The 21,668-nt window shown below is 58.7% G+C and carries 21 protein-coding genes; 9 read left to right on the top strand and 12 right to left on the bottom strand.

The window, feature by feature from the left end; translation table 11 throughout:
- Window positions 1-151: 151 nt before the first annotated feature.
- Both B2344_RS07130 and B2344_RS07125 read left to right on the top strand, forming a co-directional pair.
- Window positions 152-445, top strand: a complete 294-nt coding sequence (locus B2344_RS07130; protein WP_034816140.1) for a hypothetical protein — start codon at window positions 152-154, stop codon at window positions 443-445.
- Between the two features lie 10 nt (window positions 446-455).
- Window positions 456-1,103: a MarC family protein gene (locus B2344_RS07125; protein ID WP_206992402.1), complete on the top strand. Its 648-nt coding sequence runs from the start codon at window positions 456-458 to the stop codon at window positions 1,101-1,103.
- Between the two features lie 3 nt (window positions 1,104-1,106).
- On the opposite strand, the gene B2344_RS07120 is transcribed toward B2344_RS07125, so the two are convergent.
- Window positions 1,107-2,384, bottom strand: coding sequence for a hypothetical protein (locus B2344_RS07120; RefSeq protein WP_290484913.1), 1,278 nt, complete (start codon window positions 2,382-2,384; stop codon window positions 1,107-1,109).
- A 281-nt stretch (window positions 2,385-2,665) separates the two neighbouring features.
- On the opposite strand from B2344_RS07120, the gene dksA reads away from it, so the two are divergent.
- Window positions 2,666-3,082, top strand: coding sequence for an RNA polymerase-binding protein DksA (dksA, locus tag B2344_RS07115; RefSeq protein WP_034816146.1), 417 nt, complete (start codon window positions 2,666-2,668; stop codon window positions 3,080-3,082).
- Between the two features lie 341 nt (window positions 3,083-3,423).
- Window positions 3,424-4,488: a FliM/FliN family flagellar motor switch protein gene (locus tag B2344_RS07110; RefSeq protein ID WP_290478567.1), complete on the top strand. Its 1,065-nt coding sequence runs from the start codon at window positions 3,424-3,426 to the stop codon at window positions 4,486-4,488.
- A gap of 21 nt (window positions 4,489-4,509) precedes the next feature.
- Here B2344_RS07110 and B2344_RS07105 read toward each other — a convergent pair whose 3' ends face one another.
- From B2344_RS07105 to B2344_RS07095, 3 genes are all read right to left on the bottom strand, one after another.
- On the bottom strand, window positions 4,510-5,493 hold the full coding sequence (locus tag B2344_RS07105) for a TerC family protein (RefSeq protein WP_242517485.1): 984 nt from the start codon (window positions 5,491-5,493) through the stop codon (window positions 4,510-4,512).
- 62 nt (window positions 5,494-5,555) lie between these two features.
- On the bottom strand, window positions 5,556-6,203 hold the full coding sequence (locus B2344_RS07100) for a YceI family protein (protein WP_290484912.1): 648 nt from the start codon (window positions 6,201-6,203) through the stop codon (window positions 5,556-5,558).
- 2 nt (window positions 6,204-6,205) lie between these two features.
- The gene (locus tag B2344_RS07095) at window positions 6,206-8,095 is read right to left on the bottom strand and encodes a DUF885 domain-containing protein (RefSeq protein WP_290484911.1); all 1,890 of its coding nucleotides are present in this window, start codon (window positions 8,093-8,095) and stop codon (window positions 6,206-6,208) included.
- A 197-nt stretch (window positions 8,096-8,292) separates the two neighbouring features.
- Here B2344_RS07095 and B2344_RS07090 point away from each other — a divergent pair, with 197 nt between their 5' ends.
- A complete protein-coding gene (locus tag B2344_RS07090) occupies window positions 8,293-10,881 on the top strand; it encodes a response regulator (RefSeq protein ID WP_206992407.1) in 2,589 nt (862 codons plus the stop codon).
- A 3-nt stretch (window positions 10,882-10,884) separates the two neighbouring features.
- Here B2344_RS07090 and B2344_RS07085 read toward each other — a convergent pair whose 3' ends face one another.
- The gene (locus B2344_RS07085) at window positions 10,885-11,613 is read right to left on the bottom strand and encodes an alpha/beta fold hydrolase (RefSeq protein WP_290478563.1); all 729 of its coding nucleotides are present in this window, start codon (window positions 11,611-11,613) and stop codon (window positions 10,885-10,887) included.
- Between the two features lie 80 nt (window positions 11,614-11,693).
- Here B2344_RS07085 and B2344_RS07080 point away from each other — a divergent pair, with 80 nt between their 5' ends.
- On the top strand, window positions 11,694-12,311 hold the full coding sequence (locus tag B2344_RS07080; protein WP_290484910.1) for a S24 family peptidase: 618 nt from the start codon (window positions 11,694-11,696) through the stop codon (window positions 12,309-12,311).
- Between the two features lie 3 nt (window positions 12,312-12,314).
- Here the strand turns inward: B2344_RS07080 and B2344_RS07075 are convergent, their stop codons facing one another.
- Entirely contained in the window at window positions 12,315-14,114 is a 1,800-nt protein-coding gene (locus B2344_RS07075; protein WP_290484909.1) for a L,D-transpeptidase family protein, read from the bottom strand.
- A gap of 270 nt (window positions 14,115-14,384) precedes the next feature.
- On the opposite strand from B2344_RS07075, the gene B2344_RS07070 reads away from it, so the two are divergent.
- A complete protein-coding gene (locus B2344_RS07070; protein ID WP_290484908.1) occupies window positions 14,385-15,314 on the top strand; it encodes a D-Ala-D-Ala carboxypeptidase family metallohydrolase in 930 nt (309 codons plus the stop codon).
- Here B2344_RS07070 and B2344_RS07065 read toward each other — a convergent pair whose 3' ends face one another.
- The 4 genes from B2344_RS07065 to B2344_RS07050 all read right to left on the bottom strand — a co-directional run bounded on the left by B2344_RS07065 (window position 15,315) and on the right by B2344_RS07050 (window position 17,793).
- A complete protein-coding gene (locus B2344_RS07065) occupies window positions 15,315-15,851 on the bottom strand; it encodes a VOC family protein (RefSeq protein WP_290484907.1) in 537 nt (178 codons plus the stop codon).
- A gap of 2 nt (window positions 15,852-15,853) precedes the next feature.
- On the bottom strand, window positions 15,854-16,495 hold the full coding sequence (locus B2344_RS07060) for a carboxymuconolactone decarboxylase family protein (protein ID WP_290484906.1): 642 nt from the start codon (window positions 16,493-16,495) through the stop codon (window positions 15,854-15,856).
- Between the two features lie 110 nt (window positions 16,496-16,605).
- Window positions 16,606-17,214: a hypothetical protein gene (locus B2344_RS07055; protein ID WP_290484905.1), complete on the bottom strand. Its 609-nt coding sequence runs from the start codon at window positions 17,212-17,214 to the stop codon at window positions 16,606-16,608.
- Between the two features lie 81 nt (window positions 17,215-17,295).
- Complete coding sequence (locus B2344_RS07050; protein ID WP_290484904.1) at window positions 17,296-17,793, bottom strand: hypothetical protein; 498 nt, start codon at window positions 17,791-17,793, stop codon at window positions 17,296-17,298.
- A 226-nt stretch (window positions 17,794-18,019) separates the two neighbouring features.
- On the opposite strand from B2344_RS07050, the gene B2344_RS07045 reads away from it, so the two are divergent.
- Window positions 18,020-18,928: a LysR family transcriptional regulator gene (locus tag B2344_RS07045; RefSeq protein WP_034812669.1), complete on the top strand. Its 909-nt coding sequence runs from the start codon at window positions 18,020-18,022 to the stop codon at window positions 18,926-18,928.
- A 348-nt stretch (window positions 18,929-19,276) separates the two neighbouring features.
- Here the strand turns inward: B2344_RS07045 and B2344_RS07040 are convergent, their stop codons facing one another.
- Window positions 19,277-19,741 carry a Dps family protein gene (locus tag B2344_RS07040; protein WP_034812667.1) on the bottom strand — a complete coding sequence of 155 codons (465 nt, stop codon included), beginning with the start codon at window positions 19,739-19,741 and terminating at the stop codon, window positions 19,277-19,279.
- A 105-nt stretch (window positions 19,742-19,846) separates the two neighbouring features.
- The gene (locus tag B2344_RS07035) at window positions 19,847-21,058 is read right to left on the bottom strand and encodes a pyridoxal phosphate-dependent aminotransferase (RefSeq protein WP_290483471.1); all 1,212 of its coding nucleotides are present in this window, start codon (window positions 21,056-21,058) and stop codon (window positions 19,847-19,849) included.
- 260 nt (window positions 21,059-21,318) lie between these two features.
- Here B2344_RS07035 and B2344_RS07030 point away from each other — a divergent pair, with 260 nt between their 5' ends.
- On the top strand, window positions 21,319-21,630 hold the full coding sequence (locus B2344_RS07030; protein ID WP_206992418.1) for a hypothetical protein: 312 nt from the start codon (window positions 21,319-21,321) through the stop codon (window positions 21,628-21,630).
- Window positions 21,631-21,668: the final 38 nt, after the last annotated feature.

Below are 21,668 nucleotides of genomic sequence, written 5' to 3'. Positions count from 1 at the left end.
GGCTGCTTGCGGCGTGTGATTGCGATGAGGATCGCGATGCAGTCTTGGAAATTTCGGCCGATGTTGCCAGTTCAAGCCTTTACCGCGCGCTGAGCCGTTGCCGCAAACTCATGATGGCTGACGCGCGAGGCGCGGAGTGATGGGGAGTGTGATGCGTATCGATCCCATCCCCGACACCAAGCCGGTCTCCCTCGAAGAGGGGATATCGCTATTGGAAGCCGGGCAGGGCGAAGGCCTTGTTGTCGATCTCGGCAATGGGCGTACCGCCAGTGCTGACGGGCATCGCGGAACCGACGGCCTACTCCAGAGGTTGCGCGGTCACCGCATGATGCTCTCGCTCGCGACTGGCGGCGCAGACCTTTCCCGCTTTGAAGGCCTGAATGACTCAGTGATCGTTGCGCCGCTCGTGCAGGAAATCCTCGACGCAACGGGTCAAAAGGACTAGGTCGGCGCCCATGAGCGCAGACCTTCTCTCCCTATTTACCGCGACATTTGTCACTTTCTTCGTGCTGATCGATGCATTGGGTGTCGCACCTGTGTTTGCGACGCTTACGGCGGGCGGCGACGCCGCCTATCGGCGAAGGATGGCGGTGAAGTCCATCATCGTGGCCACGATCATCATTTACGGTTTTGCGTTTGGCGGATCCTGGTTGCTCGGCGCAATGCATATTTCCATTGATGCGTTTCGGGCGGCTGGCGGCATTCTGCTGTTCATGATCGCACTGGATATGGTGTTCGAGAAGCGCACCGAGCGGCGCGAACACCGGGCCGAAGAGCATCTCGGTACGCACTCCGCCGATCCCGAGCCGGACGACATTTCGGTATTCCCGCTGGGGATTCCCATGGTGGCAGGCCCCGGTTCCATCGCAACCGCCATGTTCTACATGTCGGACAAGTCGGACTGGATCGAGAAGGGGGTCGTGTTGTCGGCGATTGGACTCAACCTCCTGCTGACGCTGGTGATATTTCTGATTGCCGGGCCGCTGGTGCGTCTCATGGGCGCGAGTGTTGCCGGGGCACTTACACGAATCCTGGGCGTCATCCTTGCGGCGCTTTCGGTACAGCTTCTGATCGACGGCATTCGCGGGGCGTTCAATCTGTAGGGATCAGATGCCGGAGGGCTCTACGCTCTTCTTCGGCAGCCGGACGTTCCGTCGGAAGGTCGCAATCATCACATAGAGCAGGGCGAGACCGGATGCGGTCAGCCCCATCACCTGCAACATCAGTTGTTGCGTCCATTTGATGCCGGTGTCGGCGATCCGCAGCGCGCCAGGACCATCCTGCTTGACCAGGGCAACGGACCGGTCTCCGCCAGCTTCCGCCAGCAAGCGCGCGCGCCGCAAGTCTGAACTGTCCTTCACATGTTCGATTAATGTGATGGCCGCCGGTGTGCTGGTCAGCATACCGATACGATCGATCTGGGCCAGGTCCTTTTCGAGCTGCTGCAGGCCACCGGCATCGATGGAGTTGAGATAAGCACTCCGTACCCGGTCTACGCGGACACTTGTCGTGGCCAGCTCACCGAGCGATTCTTCCAGGGCTGGTCGCAAAACAGTGTCGGGCAGGGCATCATTCAGCCGGCTCTTCATGTAAGCGGTGAATTCGGGTGTCATGCGCCGTGCCCTGCGCGCGGACTTCAGGATCGAGGCGGCCCGTACATTGCCGTCCGACACACCATCAGACCCCTCCTCGCCGATCAGGGCGAGCGCCGTGATCTTCAGCGTAATGGGATCAACCCGGTCGCCCTTCAGCCAGCGTTCGGAATTGTTGGCGAGATCAGAAAAGCTGCCCAGCAGCACAAACCGGCGGTCTGAGGGTCGCGTATTGCCCCATACGGTCACTTCAGGTTCTTCGTTTGGCACATCGGCATCCTGCGTATCGGCGGGATCGTCGGAGGCCTCTTCTTCCTCCACGATACTTGTGGAAGAGGGCGTGTTTCTTGGGCCGGCGGATGCCTGTGCCTTTTCGAACTTCAGGCCGATATCAAGAGGTAATTTACGGAGCGCGGCCGCGGCCATCCGGTCATCCGGACGGTCCAGCTTCACACCGCTGGAGTCAGCTTCGAGTTCGCGCACCGATTCCCGATCAAGCATTTGCGGCGCCGCCAGGAGGAAGCCGCGTGCTGCCGCAACATCCATATCCATCAGTTCACGTTCAACGATGTCGTGCCAGAATTTGTACTTGTCGCCGCCATTGCGGGGGGCGATTGACGCAAACGTTTCGTCAATGTTGCGACGGGTCTGATCAATCGATTCAATAGTGGGGGACTCTGAAAAACTCTCGCCAGAGAATGCCATGGCAAGACTTTGCGCAGCAATCACTGGCATGAGGACCAGCAGTGAGTTGAACACTACTGCCTGCATCCAGCCGGACGACTTATCCATAGTTTTCCGGCGTCGGGCCATCTACGCTGAAACCAGTGCATCAGTTGTGTTTTAGACAGGCGTTTATAGAGCGCGTCGTCGTCAGAAAGATCAAGTCCCGGCCTGTAAATTGCACGGGAATAGTCGGTTTCAGGTGCCGAGGATCAGGGACAAACTCATGAAGATTACATGATTTTGCCTCAATTGTCTGAAAACATTGACAAAAATTACACAGCATCAGGAATTGCAGAGAATCGCTAGGCGGTCTATATCCGCCCCCAAACAGAGTAAGGTGATAAGCGATGAGTGTTGACCTTTCGGACGACTATCGCCCCTCGGATGACGAGGAGTTCATGAACGAGCGTCAGCTCGCCTTCTTCCGGCGGCTTCTGGAGAACTGGAAAGCCGATATCCTCGACGGTGCGAAGCAGACGATCAATAATTTGCAGGATGAGTCAGGTTCGTTGCCGGATATTGTCGATCGCGCTTCAGCAGAGAGCGACAAGGCTCTTGAGCTGCGCACCCGTGACCGTCAGCGCAAACTGATCTCCAAGATCGATTCCGCGCTGCGCCGCATTGATGACGGTTCCTACGGATATTGCGAAGTGACCGGCGAGCCAATTGGCCTGCGCCGTCTGGAAGCGCGTCCGACAGCAACGCTCAGCCTCGAAGCGCAGGAGCGCCACGAGCGCAAGGAACGCACGCTGCGCGACGACTGAGCCTGCGCAAACCATTTCCGAATTAAAAAGCGGCGGTGATCCTGATCGGATCACCGCCGTTTTCATTCGCCCATCAACCCAACGCTTCGGCGGTTATGCTTGGAGCCTCATGCGTTGAGGACATAATGGCATCAAGGTCCAAAGGATGTCTTACAGCATGGTAATCAAGGCCTTAACGACGGCATGTGATATTTAACGCGAAGCGGACCTGCATTAACACTGGCGGAGTTTCGAGTGGAATCATGGCTGACAATGACCGCACCAAAGCGGAAATTCCTAACCAGTCGTTAACCGTATCTGACGCAAAACAGACTGGAACACGGAAGTCGGCTCACCGAACCATGACCAATGATCTGCCTCTTGCTGCCGATGACGGCTGGGACATGTCTCCCAGACGGGAAGCCGACATCATGCTCGACATGCCGACGACGTTCGAGCCAATCACACCGGATCGTCCAATCCCGACATCTCGCGGCGTGCTGAGCGCCGCCGAGATCGAGGCATTGTTGCGTCCCAATCTGGACGACATGCCAGAACCGGAACCCGAGCCTGTCAAAGTTACGGACGTTGATGTTCCGAATTTGCGCAAGCTGGCGCCGGCTGAACCGACCGAAATTACAGAGGATGCGCGCCGTATTGCGTCCCGGCTGACTTTGGCGCTGAGAGATGGCTGCGGTCTGAAGGCGGCGGCGCTTGCCCGCGCCAGCGCGCGTGGCAGTTTTGACCAGGGACTGGCAACAGAATGCGCTGGTCGTGGCTCTGCCATTGCCTGCTATTCTGCGCCCGGTGGTGAAATTGCGGCGATGCTGGTGATCAGCGCGTCGCTCGCAAATGCACTCATTGAGACTGCCTGTGGCGGAAAGCCGACACAGGGGCATCACCGCGCCCTGACGCCGATGGATGCTGCGCTCCTCGAAGGCCTGGTACGCCCCCTCGGAGCAGCGCTGGCATCCTCACTGAAATTCTCTCGCATCGAAACCGATGCGGAGTTCGCCTGCGCCCTTGCCGGACCGGGAATGACATCCATTCTCGATCTCGATGTGCGCGTCGATGACATCAAGATGCCGGCGCGCCTGATCCTGGCTGAGGATGACCTTTTTGACCTGTCCAGCGATATGCCGACGGCGCGTCGGCAGCCGCGCATCTCCCGCGAGGTCGCTCCGGTTGTTGGGGCAGGGGCGATGACGGCTGTGCTGACGGCGCGCGTGGCAACCCTCAGCGTACCCATGTCACGCCTCGCCAATCTCAAGCCGGGTTCAACCCTGCTGCTGGGCCTGCCAGCCGATCAGCCCGTTGAGCTGCTGACCGGTGGCCGCGATGGCGCTGTTGTTGCCGAAGGCGAGATTGGCCGGAAGGGCAATCGGATGGCGGTGCGCATCAATCGGCGGACAGCCCTTCTGCGCTAGGCAGGGGCTGCCCGAAAATTCCTACATGTTGGCTTCAGCGCCCGCTTTCGACGCTTCTTCTGTGCCTCCACCCAGAATTTCAGCCTCGCGCTGCGCCCAGAGGCGGCGCTGGTAGCGTACTGAGATGATGTCAGTGACCACCAGTACGAAGATGACGAGGTAGAAGGAAGACTTCGACATGGCTTCGATCGTGTAGTCGAACAGTTTCAAGTGGGCGAGATGTGCGCCCTCGGTGACCAGAAGAACGCCGACGAGAAACAGGATGAACAGGCCCATGACCTCATACATCCGGTTTTTCTTCAGGAAGTCCGCCACCGCGTTTGCCATCAACGCCATGACGATGCCTGACGCGATGATCGCAATTGCCATCAACCAGACTTGGTAGTCCTTGCCCGGCCGGCATGCGACCGCATCTGCTATTGGCTGAGCGATCAGGGCTTCCTTACAATCGGTTACCGTGCCCTTGAACGTGCCAATCGTTTCACCAGCGGAATTCACGATGCGCGCGATTTCCTCATTCGCGATGGCCATGGCCGACAGGATGGAGTCGAACGAGAAGACGAGGTTCATTGCCACGATAAGGCCAATTGCCTGCAACACAGATTTCGACTTGCCGCCCTCGCTGTGTTCGATGTGCTCCACCGTCAACATGTGGGAGATTTCCTTGATCGCCGTGTAGATGATGAAGGCCCCACCGACGAAGGTGATCATGCTCTGGAAGGTGAACTCTCCCTCGATTATTCCTGATAGATGGAAGCCGAACAAAGGCTCGGCCAGAGCATCGAACAGCGCGACGATGACGAAGAGCAGGACGATCCGGAACAGCACTGCGAGGCCAATGCCCCATTGGCGCACCATCGGCGCTTTTGCTTCGCCAACCCGTTTTGATTCGATGGAAATGTAGAGCAAATTGTCGAAGCCGAGCACGGCCTGAAGCAACAATAGCATGAATAGCGTAAACAGGCCCGATACGGAGAAGACCTCCGCCAACATTTCACCCAGCATCCCCGAATCTCCTGATATTAGTTCTGATCCTGTTCCCTGATAGGGAGGGTAGACCCGTCAGATCAAGTTACGCCGGGAGTCTTTAACAGTTCCGCCTCGATTTCAACGCGCACTATATCTGTGATCAGTCCGCTGAACCGGCTGATGCCGAAAACGGTCCGGTCGATCTCCGTTGTAGCCGAGAATCCGGCCACTTGCGCGTTGCGTAGCCGGTCGAAGCCCGCGCCATTGAAGGTCACGGCCAGAGTGACCGGGGCATTCTTTCCATGCAGGGTCAGGATGCCTTCGACGTCCGCTGTGGTTTCGCTGGTCATCACGATGCGAGTCGATTGGAACCGGGCTTCGGGGAAGTTGGCCGCGTTGAACCAGTCTGCTCCCATAAGCGTTTCCGCAAACTCGTCATTTGCGATGTCGAGAGAACTCATGTCCACCCTGCCTTCGACCTTCGCATCGGCTGGATTGTCAGCGGCGCCGCTCATCTGAACATCAAATCGTTCGAACCGACCAATATAAGTCGAGTAGCCCAGATGATCGATCTTGAAGGTGAGGGCGGCGTGAACCGGATCCAGCTGCCAGTTGCCGCCCTCCAATTTCACGACGTCCGTGGTGACGTTCGGTTTGAGCACCGGCGCCAGCACAGATGTACACGCAGCCAGCCCCGCCAGAGCGACAGAAGCGAAACAGGCGGGACCGAAGCTGCGTGAAGTCATGATCAGTCTTCCTTTTTCTCGGCGACCCAAGCCATGACATTCTCTTCCAGAATGCTCAGGGGCACGGGGCCATCCTTCAGGACAACATCGTGGAATTCGGCGATGTCGAATGATTCACCAAGTTCCCCCTTGGCTTGTTCGCGCAACTCGAGAATTTTGAGCATACCGATTTTGTAGGCCGTTGCCTGTCCCGGCATCACGATGTAGCGCTCAATGGCCTTCTTCGCGTCACCTTCCGGGTTGGGCGTATTGTCAAGCAAATACTGGATCGCCTCTTCGCGGGTCCATTGTTTGTCATGGATGCCTGTATCGACGACCAGGCGTGCTGCGCGCCAGATCTCCATCGCAAGTCGTCCGAAATCGTCATACGGGTCGGAATAGTAGCCCATCTCTTTTGGCAGGAATTCCGAATAGAGGCCCCAACCTTCGGAGAAGGCAGTATAGCCGCCATACTTGCGGAAGCTCGGAATGCCTTCCAGCTCCTGCGCAATGGCGATCTGCATGTGGTGGCCTGGAATGCCTTCATGGAAGGCGAGGGCCTGCAACTGGTAGGTCGGCATATCCTGCATGCGATAGAGGTTGGCATAGTAAGTGCCGGGCCGGCTGCCATCCGGGGCAGGGCGGGAATAGAAGGCCTTGCCGGCGGATTTCTCGCGGAATGGTTCGACCGCTTTGACGATCATGTCAGCCTTGGGGAATGTGTTGAATACGCTGGGCAGGTCGACCTTCATAAGCTCGATTTGGGCGCGAGCTTCGGCCAGATAGGCCTCGCGGCCTTCTTCAGTGTTGGGAAGATAGAATTGCTCATCTGTTCGCATGAACTCGAAGAATTCCTTCAGCGTGCCCTCGAATCCGACCTTCGCCATGATCCCGCGCATTTCCTCATGGATGCGAGCCACCTCGTCAAGGCCGAGCTGGTGGACTTCTGCCGCGCTCTTGTCGGTCGTCGTCATCCGCTTCAGACGCATCGCATAATAGGCGTCGCCCTCGGGCAGCTTCCATGCGCCATCCTCTGTGGTCGCGCTTTTGGCCTGCTCGGTCATGGTCGCGATGAGGTTTTCATAGGCCGGGCCGACCGCTGATGTGAGGGCGGTGGTGGCATCAGCGAGCAGCTTAGCCGCCTGAACATCGTCAATCGTTCCGGCCTCAACAAGTCCGGAGACCTTGCTGCGGAAATCCTTCATCAGTGGGCTGTCTTCGCTGCCATCACTCACATCGGTCGTGAAGGGATAGCCGGTGATTACGCCCTTGGAATCGTTCAGTACGTAGGGGTAAGCGAAGGCGGGTGGCATGATACCGAGGCTGGCGGAATATTCCGCATTTTCAATGTTTTGCGCCAGGTAAGTTTCCACGCCTTCGAGGCGGGCCACATAGGCCTCCGCATCGGACAGGCTGGTCACGCCATGCTGGTTGACCAAGAAGGCCGGAATGCCGGACTGGACGCCGCGCATCTGGTCGAAAACATAATCATAGTGGCGATACGGAAATCCGGCTTCTGCTTCGGCCAGCTCATATTCGGCGAGCCGCCAGGACAGTTTGGCCTGATCATTCAGTAGGTCAAAATCAAAGAGTGTTTTCATCTCAGCGATATTGGCGCGCTGGATTTCCATATCTTCGATAGCCTTGGCGTCGGAGACGTCATTCCATTTGTCATAGTCGGTCTTCACACCGAGATAGGTCTGGTACATCGGGTTGCGGTCCAGAGTTTCCTGGAACTTGTCCTCGAACCATTCATTCAGCCGGGCGCTTTCGGCCGCGACCAGTTCGCTCCGGTCGGCTTGGGTTGGCGCAGGCGGCATTTCAGCGACAGGAGGCGGCAGCGTTGTGTCATCCGCGCTTTGGCAGGCGCCGAGCAGCAGGAGCGCTGCGATTGCTGTTGAAGTTCGTCTCATGAAAAGCTCCGATTCCACTGTGATTTCTGTAATTTTCAACGTTTGTCTTAACGTCTTTTTCGCTTTCATTAACCTTTGTCGTGCCACATTTGGTACACTAGGATTCCGTATGACTGAGTCGGCAGTGATGCCGAACGGAAAAGGCGTAGAGTGCTGGCCTGACCTTGGCGGCTGGCAACAGGAGTGTAAAGCGACCAATGGATTTTCAAATGCAGGCGAAGGCCGCTCCCGCTGACGATCAGGATACCACCGCTGAAACAAGCGAAGTGACTGAGCGCGGACGCGTGGATTTCATGCAGCTTTCGTTCTGGGTCTGCCTGCTCGTTTCGATTGCTGCGGCCAGTGTTGCGCTTGCCTGGCCAAATGCTTCGGGCGCGCCTGGCCCGATCCTGCTGATTGCGATGGCCTCTGGTGGACTGGTATTCTTGCTGTGGAGCGTACGCGGCGCTGGCCGGATGCTGGGCTTGTTCCCGGAGCGCGGCTCGATTGCGCGCGCCGCTCAAGCGGCGACGCCGCGCTTTGGCTGGATCGAGGCGCTGGATGAATCGGTCCTGATTGCCGATCAGGGGGGTGCACCTGTTGCGGCCAATACATCTTATCGCGAGCTGACAAGCCTCGCGCTGATCGGCTCCCAAGCCGAAGGCGCTCCGGTGACCGTGGATCGCCTGTTCGGTGCCAATCCAGGTCTGGCTGCACCGGTTTACCGCCTGTCCAAGGGGGCGAAGGCCGGTCATGCGCGCCGCGAAATCCTGCCGCCGATTACGATTGGCCCGGAGCGTGTGCCCGCCCAGTTCGAAATCACTGTGTCGCCGCTACCGCGTGACAAAGTGCTCTGGCGCATTCGTCCGATCGCCGGCGAGCGCGAAGCGACCGGCGCGGCCGACTTGAAATCGCTTTATGTCGAAGACGCGCCGATGGGCTTCTTCGCTGCGCGCCCGGATGGCACGATCACTTATGCCAATGGCTGGCTGCGCGATATGCTGGGTCTGCCGGAGACGGCCAAGAATATTCGTATCGACGACATCATGCGCCCTGAGTTCGTGAAGATGCTCTCGCGTGACCGCAAGTCCGGCGTGCCGGGCCGGGTCGACATTCAGCTGCGCGGACGTGATGGTGTTGAGCGCCCGGTTCAGGCGATTACGACCTGGTCGGGCAAGGGCGCGGACGCGACCGGGCGCACGATCATTCTGGCTAGCCAGCAAGTCATGAACACCGGCGAGGAAGGCTTCCGCATTTCGACCGCGTCACGCCCACCGCGTCCGGATGGTGATCCGATGTTTGATGATGCGCCCTTTGGAGCGGTGCGCCTCGAGGGCGGCAGCGTAGACAGCGCAATCATCATGGATGCCAACCGTTCGCTGATGGACCTGACCGAGGGCAAAGCCGCGCCGGGCGGCAAGTTCTCTGAATTGTTTGCCCCGGAAGAAGGCGAAGATGCACTCAAGAGCCTGCTCATTGATGCCATCGACAAGCCGGTGAACCTGAAACTGGTTGGAGAAGAGCCCAAGCACGTAAACGTCTTCGTGGCGCTTGACGGCGCAGGCCGTCCCTCGGTGGCCTATGTCATGGACATCACCGAACAGCGCCAGCTGGAAATGCGTCTGGCGCACGGTGAGAAGATGCAGGCCATCGGACAACTGGCCGGCGGCGTCGCGCATGATTTCAACAACGTGCTGCAAGGCATCATCCTGAACAATGAACAGCTGATGGTTCACCACCCTCTGGGAGATCCATCCTATTCCAATCTGAAATCGATCCACGAATTCTCGATCCGTGCGAAAGACCTTGTGAAGATGCTGCTCGCCTATGCGCGCCAGCAGACCTTCAAGCGCGAAGTGTTTGCGGTGACGGACTTCATGTCTGAATTCTCGATCCTCCTGCGCCAGTTGCTGGATGAGCGGATCGAGCTGGACGTCAAGCATGGCCGCGATGTGCCTTACATCAAGGCCGACAAAAACCAGCTTGAGAACGCACTGTTCAACCTTGCCACCAATGCGCGCGACGCGATGCTCAGCCACAAGAATGGTGGCAAGCTGACAATCCGCACGGCGCGCGCCACCGGCAAGGAAGCCCAGGACAAGGGCTTCGCCTTTGTGAGCGATGGCGACTATATGCTGATCGAAGTGGAAGATAGCGGTCACGGCATGCCGAAAGACGTCATGGACAAGATCTTCCAGCCCTTCTTCACGACGAAGGAAGCTGGCGTCGGTACAGGTCTCGGGCTTGCGACGGTCTACGGCATCATCAAGCAGTCGGGCGGCTATATCTGCACCACTTCCAGCGTAGGCAAGGGCACAACGTTCCACATCTATCTTCCCGCGCTCAAGGCAGAGGAAATACCTGAGCCGGTGGACATGGCGCAGGCCGAGAAAATTGCCAGCCAGCCGGTGGATATTTCCGGCCGCGGTCGCATCCTGTTGATCGAGGACGAAGATGGCGTGCGCGGCATTGCCGCCTCCTTGCTACGGTCGAGCGGCTATGAAGTCGAAGAGGCCTGCGATGGCGAAGAAGCGATGGAAATTCTCGAGGACAATCCGGAAAGTTTTGATCTTGTCATTTCCGATGTGGTGATGCCGGGCAAAGATGGTCCGACGTTGATCCGCGAAGCCAAGGATCTGCTGGGTCATGCCCGCGTGATCTTCATCTCCGGCTATGCCGAGCGCGACATTGCCAAACAGCTGGACGACGACCGCGCGGTCTCGTTCCTGCCGAAGCCGTTCACCGTCCGCCAGCTGGCCGAGCGCGTGAAACAGGAACTGGGCAGCCCGAAGAAGGAAGCTGCCTGAAACTCAGGCCCAGTGTGATTGGAGCAGGGCAGCGAACTCGGTTGCCCGCTCCGCACAGGCCCAATGTCCGGCGCCGCGCTCTACATGCAGCGGAACGTTCCAGCGTTTGGAAAATCGTTCGCCCACAGAGAGGTCGACATAAGGGTCCGTCTCGCCCCAGAATAACTGGCCGCGCTCCGGCAGATTTTCGAGACCCTTCACCCATTCATCCGAAAAGCGCAGGCCGGCCGCTGACCGGTAGAGGCGAAGAATGCTCTGCCGCATCGTCTTGTCGATGAGCGGAACTTCCTGCTCGGCCAGGCTGCGCGGCATGCCGCCGGAAACCAGTGCAGGAAGGAGCCGTTTCTTGTTGCGCATGCCCAGCATGACAAGCTCACCCAGCACAGGCGTTGCCCAGCGCCTCGCCAGCGAGTGGCCGCGATAGTCGGGGTCGATCACCGCATTGGTGACACACCAACTGCTTACAAGATCCGGCCTGAGGGACACGGCGCGCAGGGTCAGCAGTGCGCCCCAGTCATGGCCGACAATATCGACATTGCCACCGGCCGCTTCCATCTGCTCGACCAGCCAGTTCGCGTAGGCGTCCTTGGTTGCGCTGAACCCGTCCGGACGCGGGCAGCCGAAGCCGGGTAGGGCGGGGGCGCGATAGTCATCGGCGCCGAGACCGAGCGCCGCAATCAGTGGCTCCCACAGATGCGGCGTATCCGGAACGCCATGTATGAACAGTTTCATTGCCATTTCCCCACCTCTTGCTTGACAATAGGTGAATATTCCTATTTAGCGGCAGGTGCAACCTTTGGGAAAATTATCCCATGAAACATCGTGATATCTGGCGGGGGCTTGATGCCCTTGCTGCGCATCATGGGCTGACGCCGTCTGGACTGGCACGCCGGGCCGGGCTGGATCCGACGGCCTTCAATCCTTCCAAGCGGGAAGGGGCTGATGGACGTCCGCGCTGGCCGTCCACGGAAAGCCTAGCGCGCGTCCTGGAATCTGTTGGCAGTCGGTTTGAGGATTTTGCCGCCTTGGTCGATGGTCGGCGCGGAGCGATTGCCCCCCTGATAGGCTTTGCGCAGGCTGGGCAGGACGGCTTCTTCGATGATTCCGGGTTTCCGGTTGGCGGGGGCTGGGAGGAGGTTCGGTTTCCGGGGCTGGAAACGGAGTCGGTTTACGCATTGGAGATCAGCGGAGATTCCATGGAGCCGGCCTATCGGGCCGGGGACCGGATTATCGTGTCGCCGGGTTCCGAAGTGAAACCGGGCGACCGGGTGGTGGCAAAAACTGTTGGTGGCGAAGTGATGGCCAAGGTCCTGGCGCGCAAGAATACGCGCACAGTTGAACTGGCCTCGTTGAACCCGGCCTATCCCGTGCGAAGTTTCAAACCGTCAGAGGTTGCCTGGCTCGCCCGTATTCTCTGGGCGAGCCAGTAAGCCTTATCCCTTGCGTTGGTCGGATGTGGCTTGAGCCAGTTCCTCATCCTGGGCGGGCTGGTAGAGTGGGGCATATTTGTCGACCATCTCGATGCCGTCTTCTTCGTGATAGACGTCACGCCAAAAATTCGGCTCCCCGTCTTCATCCACTGTGACGGTCATGTAGGTGATGTGAATCTGGGTTTCGGACTTGAACTCGATTCGTTCCGGATTTGACCCTTCGAGCGCCTCCGATACATCCCTGGATGTGATTTCCGGGTCATGCGCCGCAATCCATTTCGCCATGTCTTCAGGCCTTTCCAGACGGACGCAGCCTGAGCTGAACGTGCGCTGCGCGCGGTCAAATAGGCTCACGCCGGGCGTGCCATGGAGATAGACAGAATACTGGTTGGGAAAGATGATCTTCAGATCGCCGAGGGCATTACTGGCGCCAGGGCCTTGGACCAGTTGGTAGTTGTCGGCGGCGACTGGATCGGTCCAGTCTACCGAGGCGGCGGAGACAGACTGACCCGTGGCTCGTTCAATCACCCTGAAATTCTTGCGGGCGGCATAGGACGGGTCCTTGGCCAGCTTTGGCAGCTTGTCGCGGCGCACGATGCTGACCGGGGCATACCAGCGCGGATTTGCGACTGCGTATTCCACTTGGTCGGAGAAAACCGGGGTTTCACGGCTGGGCATGCCAACAATGGTCTTCATCGCGATTTCGCGACGGTTGTGACGCCAACCTTCGGCGGTGAAGGATGGAATATTGGCCCAGATATACTGGTCACCCAGATCATCATAATGACGCCAGCGATTCATCGTGTCGGCGATCCGGTCGATTTTGGAGTCGACACTTTCATTCAGCGCCGCAAGCGTGTTCCGGCCCACAACACCGTCATCCTCAAGGCCGTGATGGCGCTGGAAGTCCTTCAGGGCGCTCTGAAGACGCGCATCAAACACGATCTCCGTAGCGGATGTGCCGTCATCATTTTTCGAAGCCATGCTGATGGCGGACAGCAAATCGCCTGCCCATGTCTCGGGCGTGTAATAGCCTTCCGCTTCCAGGCGGTCGCGCAGGGCCGGAATACGTGGGTCTTCGTCGTCCAGTTCAATCGCTTCCCCATCCGGGATGGCGAGCCAGCCGCCCTCCGACCGGATTTCGCGATACTGTTTCAGCTGTTTCTTGAGACGATTATACTGGGGGTGCTCAGGTTCGAGCTCGGAAAGGATGTCGTCGGCATCACCCCGCGCCGCCTTGATCAGGCTTTTCTGCACAGTGGATTTGGAGGGCGCATCGGTCTTCGATTTTGCCGCTTCGCCATTATCGGACAATCCTCCGCTTACGGCAGAGGCCATGCGGATCCAGGCTGCGGTCAGTTGCAGATCGGCTGTGGCGCGAATCTCGTCGCTGTCGCCTTTCAGGCGCTTGGCTGCGATCTTGTTGAGGTTGGCTTTCGAGACGTCGGATGGGACGAGGCCGTATGAGAAGAGATCACTGCGCGCGCGCTTCAGCGAGCGGATCCCTTTCTCGGTCCAGATCGGCTTGAAGACATTCTGAGCATAGGCGGCGCGCACTGTGGTCAGGACACCGGCTTCGGTTTCACTGCCCAGTTCGCGCTCCAGCCAGTCATTCAGGATCAGGGTCTGGATGGCAGAGGCTTTTTCCGCTTCAAGTTCGCCGCCCATGGCCTCTTTCTCGCTCAGATCGGCCAGCTGCACAGTATCGGCGGGCGCGGCATGCTGGGCGCTGGCGGGAATGGCGGTCAGCAGGCCAGCGGTCGCGAGGAGGGTTGATGCAAGAAGTCGGCGATGCGTACGCATAAATAATCTCCAAAATACTCTTGTTAGAGAAGAGCGCGGCCGCCGCATCAGGCTGGCCTGGCCGGTCGGGAAGACTGGCGGAACTCTTCGCGGTGTTGCTGGATAAACCGATCGCGCCCGTTCCGGTTCCGAATTACGGCTCTGAAAAACATCAGAAAAAGTATGGCACTATTTGCGCTCTGATGCGTTTGAGGGGGCATGCGTAATGGTTAAAGTAATGCGTGCCTGCTCAGACCAGACAAGAGGACCAGACCCATATTTTCCGCGTTCATGAAATTCATCTTTCTGCCCTGGATCATCGCATCGGCGGAGCTGCACCCGGTCCAGCCGGTCGACAAGACTGAGACCGTCAAGACAGGTGCTGGCGTCGAGATTACCGTAAACGGAACACGCTCTGCGCTGCCGCTGATCTCTGTTTCCGCCATGCCGAGGGAGGAGGTCAGGCTGGCCATTCCCGAAGATGCCCGTATTGAGATTTCTGATGGAAAATTGAGCCGTGACGCGGCGGAGATTGCCTGGACCGCTCCGGAGGCGCCGGGGATGGCCGACATGAAGATCTCCCATCGCGGCGCTGAAACCCGCCTGAACCTGCTGGTGCTGACGCCGTTCGAGAATGGCGTCGATGACAGCTTGAATGGCTATCGGATTGGAATGTATGCCCGACCGTTGCGGGATCTTCCGTCCTATGCCGTGCCCAAGGGCTTTATCGACCTGACGGCGATGTCGGAGGATCTGCGCGTTTCGCCCAATTTCCAGCTCGGCCAGTTCCGCTGCAAGCAGCAGCCGGGACATGAGCCGACCTATCTGTTGATGCAGCCGGACATGCTGGTCAAGCTCGAAACCCTTCTTGCCGCTGCCAATGAGAAGGGCTGGGAAGCGGATACTTTCTTCGTGATGAGCGGCTATCGTACGCCATTCTATAATGCGGCCATTGGCAATACGACAACTTCATCGCGCCATTTGTATGGTGATGCCGCCGATATCTATATTGATCAGGACCGGGACGGGCAGATGGATGATCTCGACGGCAATGGCCGGATCGACAAGGAAGATGCCCGCGCGCTGGTCAAGCTGATTGACGAACTTGCCGCCGAGCAGCCCGAAGGTTGGGTCGTGGGCGGCGCATCGGCCTATGGATCGAATGCGGCGCATGGGCCGTTCGTGCATGTCGATACGAGAGGCTATTCTGCGCGCTGGTAGTTAGCGGCCGGATTTCTCGGCATTCCACATTTGCATGAAGGCCGGCGGTGGAGAGGGCTTGAACTCGGTTTCCGACAAGGCGTCCAGCGCGCGTTGGCGGTCGGCCTCGGTGAAGGTGCCGGAGGTCAGGCAGAATTCCACTGCATTGTCGTTCGGGTCCTTCGTATAGATCGAGTGACACCAATTATGGTCGATCTCGAACACGTCGAGCCCGGCGGCGAGCCATTTCTGTTTCCAGCTTTCCAGTTCTTCCTTCGTATCCACCGAGAAAGAATAATGATTTGTACCCGGCGGGAGTTTGGCGGCGGCGTTGATGTCGTAGACATAATCGTCGCTACGATCGGTCTCGTGCAATTCCCAGAAGGCGATGAAGCGGCTGTCATCGCCATCCATGCGATAGAAAAAATGCTTGCCCCAGCCGCCGCCCATGATTGGGGCGACTTCGACCTTGACCAGTTCAAAGCCCATGATGCCTTCATAGAATGCATGCGTGGCTTTCATGTCTTTCGCGGCGAGCGCGAGATGATGATAGGCCATGTTCAGTTTCCTCCCTTGTCGACCATAGACATGACGTCTGTATCCGAACCATCCGGCGCGACGATTTCGACGACGCGTTCATCCACATCATCATATTCCAGTTTCAGTGCACGGCTCATGATGGCGTGCATCATATAGGTGCAGGTGATGTAGGTGAATTCTAGGATTTCCTCGTCTGACAATTCCGCTTTCAGGGCCTCGAACACGCCATCGGGCACGCGGCCGCGTTGCAGGACCAGGCCGTCCGTATAGGCGAGCACGGCGCGTTCCAGCGGGCTGAAACAGTCTGCGACCTGCCAGTGGGGAATGGCGGCGATCTGATCTTCGGTCAGGCCGACATCGCGGCTGGCCTTGCAATGCTGAGAGAAGACAAATTGTGAGCCGACGGCAAAGCCGGCGCGGATCTGGCCAAGCTCGCGCAGCTTTGGATCAAGCTTGCGGTTCTTCGAACGGTAGAACTGAAAGCCTTCGGTCGTGTGCTTGAAGGCATCCGGCACAATGTTGAAAACGGTCCACCAGTTTCCGGGCGTGCCGGTTGCGGTGCCGGGCTCGGCAATCGGGTCCCGGTCTTCAAACAGTAAATCGAAAATCTGGTTCGCGAACGGATTTCCGGCTTCGCGGCCCGCCTGTTTCAGTCGTGGCATACGCGTATCCTCCCGGTCGGGAGTGTACCACCACGCGGAAAGAATGACAGGCATGACAAGGGGCCGTCACGCGAGGGAAACGGGCGGAAAGGAATGGTTTTTCGGGGGAGTCAGCCCGAGCTTTCCCATGTTTCCAGGCCCACGCTGATCTGCTCGGGCAGCAGCGTGGCCAGCGCGCCAAGCTCTGGCGAGAGGCGAAAGGCGGGCGTTGCTGCGCCGACCATTGGTTTGGGCTCGCCGTTGTTCTGCAGGCGGTTGAGGGTGCGGGCGAGGCGGGTCGCGTGGGCTTCGGGCGCGGCAATCACGCGCCGGAGCGCAGCGATGCGGGCCATCAGCTTGTGGGGGGAAACGTGTCCATAACTCGTACCGGACATGTCCGGAAAGCCGCCGGGGCCTTCAAAGGCCTGGCGCGCAGGCAGCAGTGACAGCCGTCTGGGCGAAAGGCGGGGGAAAATGGCCAGCTCGACGCCTTCGGGCAGGTCCGGCTCTGGTGCGGGATTGGCGGGAGCCGGACGCGGCGGCGTCGGGGCCAGCTGCAGGCCGAGCGCCATCAGGAGGATCAGCCGACGGACGATTGTCTCCAGCATTCGCAACCGCCCGGAAACGCGCTGCGCCAGGCCGCGCCCGATCCGCTTCGGCCCCAGATGCAGGTTCGCCAGCGCCGACGCATCCATTACGGCAAGGGCAGCGTGTTCGAGCCCGCGTTTGAGAATGTCCATCTGCGCATCCATGCGGGAAGTATGGGGGTAGGGGCTATCAGACGGATTGTTTGTGATCGCACTGCCGCCCAGCGTCTTACGCTATGTATTCGAGCTAATGATAGCTTCTACTGCTACCAACATGCCGACTATAAAAAGTAGTCCGGAAATCAACGCAAATCCTAAGGCAGAGTACCTAAACCTATTACTTACTCGGCGTTCCCGACCCGCTTCCGTTCGAATCTCATCTGAAGCCTGTTTTCTGTTGATCTGTGCAAAGTAGATGCCGTCGGCATCATATATTGATGTAACCCCAGATACACCCTGTGAAAAATACGAACAGAAGGTTGCAATCAGCGCAGAAGATATTCCGATACCAAAACATAAAAACGCCAATCTATAGTTTAACACGGCCTCGGATGTCACACCGACGTTTCCGACAAATGTCAGCATCGCTAGCATTGCGCCGCCATTCACCAAAAATAGGCTTCGCAACCCCACGATTCCAAACTCTATGGCACCTCGATTGTTTATTCGAGCGTCCTCGTAGAAGTGCGCCATACGCGTGGTATTGTAGTCTTTGTTCGGGTCTTCAGACATTGAGATGATCTCCCCATAAGAACGTCAGCTTATTCCAGTTGAGCGCTTACAACAGTAGTGGCAGTTGGGTGTTGTCTTCTAGCTAAATTGCGCAAGCCGATTAGACGGTGCCAACCTTGCTTTTCCAATCATTCTACTTGCACCCGAATGTGCTTTAAGAACAGTTCTCGCACCTCCCGCAATCTCTGCTTGCCGCCGGGTCATTTAGGCGTCACAAACGCTCCCCATGGATTGGGGTAAGCTGAAATCATTTCACGCGGCGGCCGAAGCGGGCAGCCTGACGTCTGCCGGCGAGCGGCTGGGCATTTCGCAGTCGGCGGTCTCGCGCCAGATTGCGGCGCTGGAAGAGGCGCTGGGCGTCTCCCTGTTCCAGCGGCATGCGCGCGGCCTGGTGCTGACCGATAGCGGCCACACGCTGTTCCGCTCAACCATGGAAATGGCGACGGCGGCGCAGTCGGCCAATGCCTTGCTGAAGGACCAGCAGGAGACCCCACAGGGCGAATTGATCGTGGCGGCGCCAGTGGCGTTCGGCTCGACCTGGCTGGTGCCGCGCCTTGGCGGGTTTGCCCGCAAGCATCCGGACATGAATCTCGACCTGCGCCTTGATGACAGCCGCGAATATGACCTGCTGAAGCTGGAGGCCGAATGCGCCATCCGCCTGTGGGCTGCCGACAAGGCGGACCTGATCCAGCGCAAGCTGGGCACGGTGGCGACCAATCTCTATGCTTCGCCGGAATATCTCAAAGCCTACGGCATGCCACGCACGCCGCAGGATCTCGATAATCACCGGATCATTGCCTATGGCGATGAAAGCTCGATGCTGGATGTGATGAGCTTTGCCTGCCGTGTGGGCCGGGATGACAGCCCGCCGCGCCAAGCCGCACTGAAGGTGAACAATGTGTTCGCCATGTTGCGGGCCGTGGATGCCGGCCTGGGGATTGCCGACGTGCCGGACTATATGGCCGGGACCATGCCGCGGCTTGTGAAAGTGTTGCCGGAGACGGTCGGCCCGATCTTCGATCTCTACTTTATCTATCCGAGCGATCTGCGCCGCTCGAAGCGCGTGTCGGCCTTCCGGGACTTCATCACCGCAGAGACCGAGATCCTGCGCCGTCCGGCTATGCGTCAGAATTAGTCAGAAATGCGACATCCATGCATAAGTGCATGAAAGCTTTGCTGTCATGTTGGTTGTAATCATCGGGGGAGAGGTTATCTACCACGCATGCCAAGGGCCTCGGGCATTAACCCAATCATTCCTCCGATTGGGCGTTTCCTCCCCCCTACGGGGCCCGATACTTACAGCCCGGCGCGTTCATTCGCTGCCGGGCCTTTTTTTGCCTTGAATCCAAGGCTCTAACGGCCGCTTTTTCATTAACTGAATGCAAGATTGCCGCGCCTCATGGGCGCGGTCAAGCCCATGAGGCACGGCAAGTGTTGTGCAGTGCAATATGCAGGATGCGCCAATCCAGTATTGGCGGGCGGATCAGAGGTTCGCGCGCAGCATCCAGGCTGTTTTTTCTGCGATCGCCGCGCGCTGAGTCATCAGGTCTGCGGTCACCGCGTCGCCATTGTCTTCGGCAATTTTCAGGCCTGCCTTGCCAGCGCGGCTGACGGCTTCATGCCCTTTGACCAGGTTCTCGACCATCGTGTCGGCGTCCGGAATGCCATTGTCGGGCTTGATCGTGGCTGGCTCTACCATTTCTGCGGGTGATGTCGGGGCGAAATGGCCCAGCGCGCGGATGCGTTCGGCAATCTCATCCAGCGCCATCCAGAGTTCGTTATACTGTGTCTCGAACATGGTGTGCAGGCTGTTGAAGCGCGGACCGGTGACATTCCAGTGATATCCGTGGGTCTTGGAATAGAGTGCATAAGTCTCCGCCAGCAAAACGCGCAGGGCGTCAGCGGACGTATTACGGGCTTCGTCGTTCAAACCGATATCTACAGGCATGGGGGTAACTCCTTTGTCTCTCTTATCAAAGACGTAAGAGCCCCGATCGTTCCATGCCAATCAATAGGGGGAAGGCCGGATATAGGATTGTTCTATAGCAGTTTCCTATGTCAGATTTGCGCAGAAACGCTGGATGCGCGTGAGGGCTTCCTGCAGCGCCTCGGTTGAGGTGGCATAAGACACGCGGAAGGCCGGGGACAGGCCGAACGCCTCGCCGAAGACGATGGCCACCTTTTCCTGCTCCAGCAATTCGGCAGCGAAATCCTTGTCGCTTTCAATCACCTTGCCGGATGGGCTGGTCTTGCCGATGACGCCCGCGCAGGACGGATAGACATAGAAGGCGCCTTCCGGCGTGGGGCAGGTGATTCCTTCGGCGGCGTTGAGGCCGGCGACCACCATATCGCGGCGCTGCTGGTAGACGGCGCGGCGTGTGGGCAGGAAATCCTGTGGGCCGTTCAGCGCTTCGACGGCGGCCCACTGGCTGATCGAGCAGGGATTGGATGTGGTCTGGCTGATCACCTTGCGCATGGCGGTGATCAATTTTTCCGGGCCGCCCGCATAGCCGATGCGCCAGCCGGTCATGGCATAGGCTTTGGAGACGCCATTTACGGTGAGCGTGCGCTCGTACAGGGCGGGCTCGACCTGGGCGATCGTGAAGTATTTGAAGTCGTCATAGACGAGGTGTTCGTACATGTCGTCGGTCAGAACCCAGACATGCGGATGGCGCAGCAGGACGTCGGCGAGCCCGCGCAGCTCAGCCTCGGTATAGGCGGCGCCGGTCGGGTTGGATGGCGAGTTCAGGAGCAGCCACTTGGTGTTCGGGGTGATGGCGGCCTCGAGGGCTTCGGGTGTCAGTTTGTACTGGGCATTCGGGCCGCATTCGATGGCGACGGGCGTGCCGCTGGCGAGCAGGACCATGTCTGGATACGACACCCAATAGGGGGCCGGGATGATGACTTCGTCGCCGGGGTTCAGGGTGGCGAGGAAGGCATTGTAGATGACCGGCTTGCCACCCGGCGCAATGTGGATCTGGCTGGGCGTGTAGGTGAGGTCGTTCTCGCGCTGGAACTTGGCGCAGATCGCCTCCTTCAGCTCCGGGATGCCATCTGCGGGCGTGTATTTGGTCTTGCCATCGCGAATCGCCTGGATGGCGGCGTCCTTGATATTGTCCGGCGTGTCAAAGTCCGGCTCGCCCGCGCCAAGACCAATCACGTCATGTCCGGCCCGTTTCAGCTCATTGGCCTTGGTGGTGACGGCGATGGTGGCAGATGGCTTTACGCGGTCGAGGGCATCGGAGAAGTGGAAGGTGTCGGACATGAGGTTTTCCCGTGAAGTGTCACGCGCGGCGGCGTTTGCCTTCGCTTAATCCTGAGGGCCCCGGCCCGCAAGGGGAGGGCGAGGGTAATTCTGACGCACGGGCCTCAAGGGCCGGCCTCAAAGCCTTTCTGAGGCCTTAACAACATTCCCAAAAATCACCTGCGCGCTTGGGCCAGACTATTAGCCTTGTTTTGGCATGATGCAGGATTATGCAACCCAGTCGAAAGGCGGTCCCGGAAAGGGATCAGTGATACGGAGCCATGAGCATTTCATCGAGTATGGACCTGTTGAATCGGGTTCTGGACAAGGTCGCCGAAGTGGCCAATGAGGCCTATCTCGAATTCTCACGTTGGGTCGATCGTCTCGACGACATGGAGAAGCTGTTCTTCATGGTCGTGTTCATTCTGATATTGTTCATGCTGATCCTGGTGCGGGCAGGGCGTCGCAAGGCCGACCCGGCACGGGGGCGATCCTTCGTCTCGTCGATCGTCCTGGTGATGCTGTTCAGCTTCGGTGCGGGATGGATGATTGATTCCCGGTTTGACGTTCAGGATGTAATCAACTTCTTCTGAGGCTCGCATCCCCGGCCAAGCCGGACTATCTGTTGAGG

The sequence above is a fragment of the Hyphomonas sp. UBA3195 genome (genome assembly GCF_002366485.1).
In the GTDB taxonomy this organism is placed as follows: Bacteria; Pseudomonadota; Alphaproteobacteria; order Caulobacterales; family Hyphomonadaceae; genus Hyphomonas.
The sequence above is the reverse complement of the archived record's forward strand: the minus strand, read 5'-3'. Positions and strand labels throughout refer to the sequence as shown.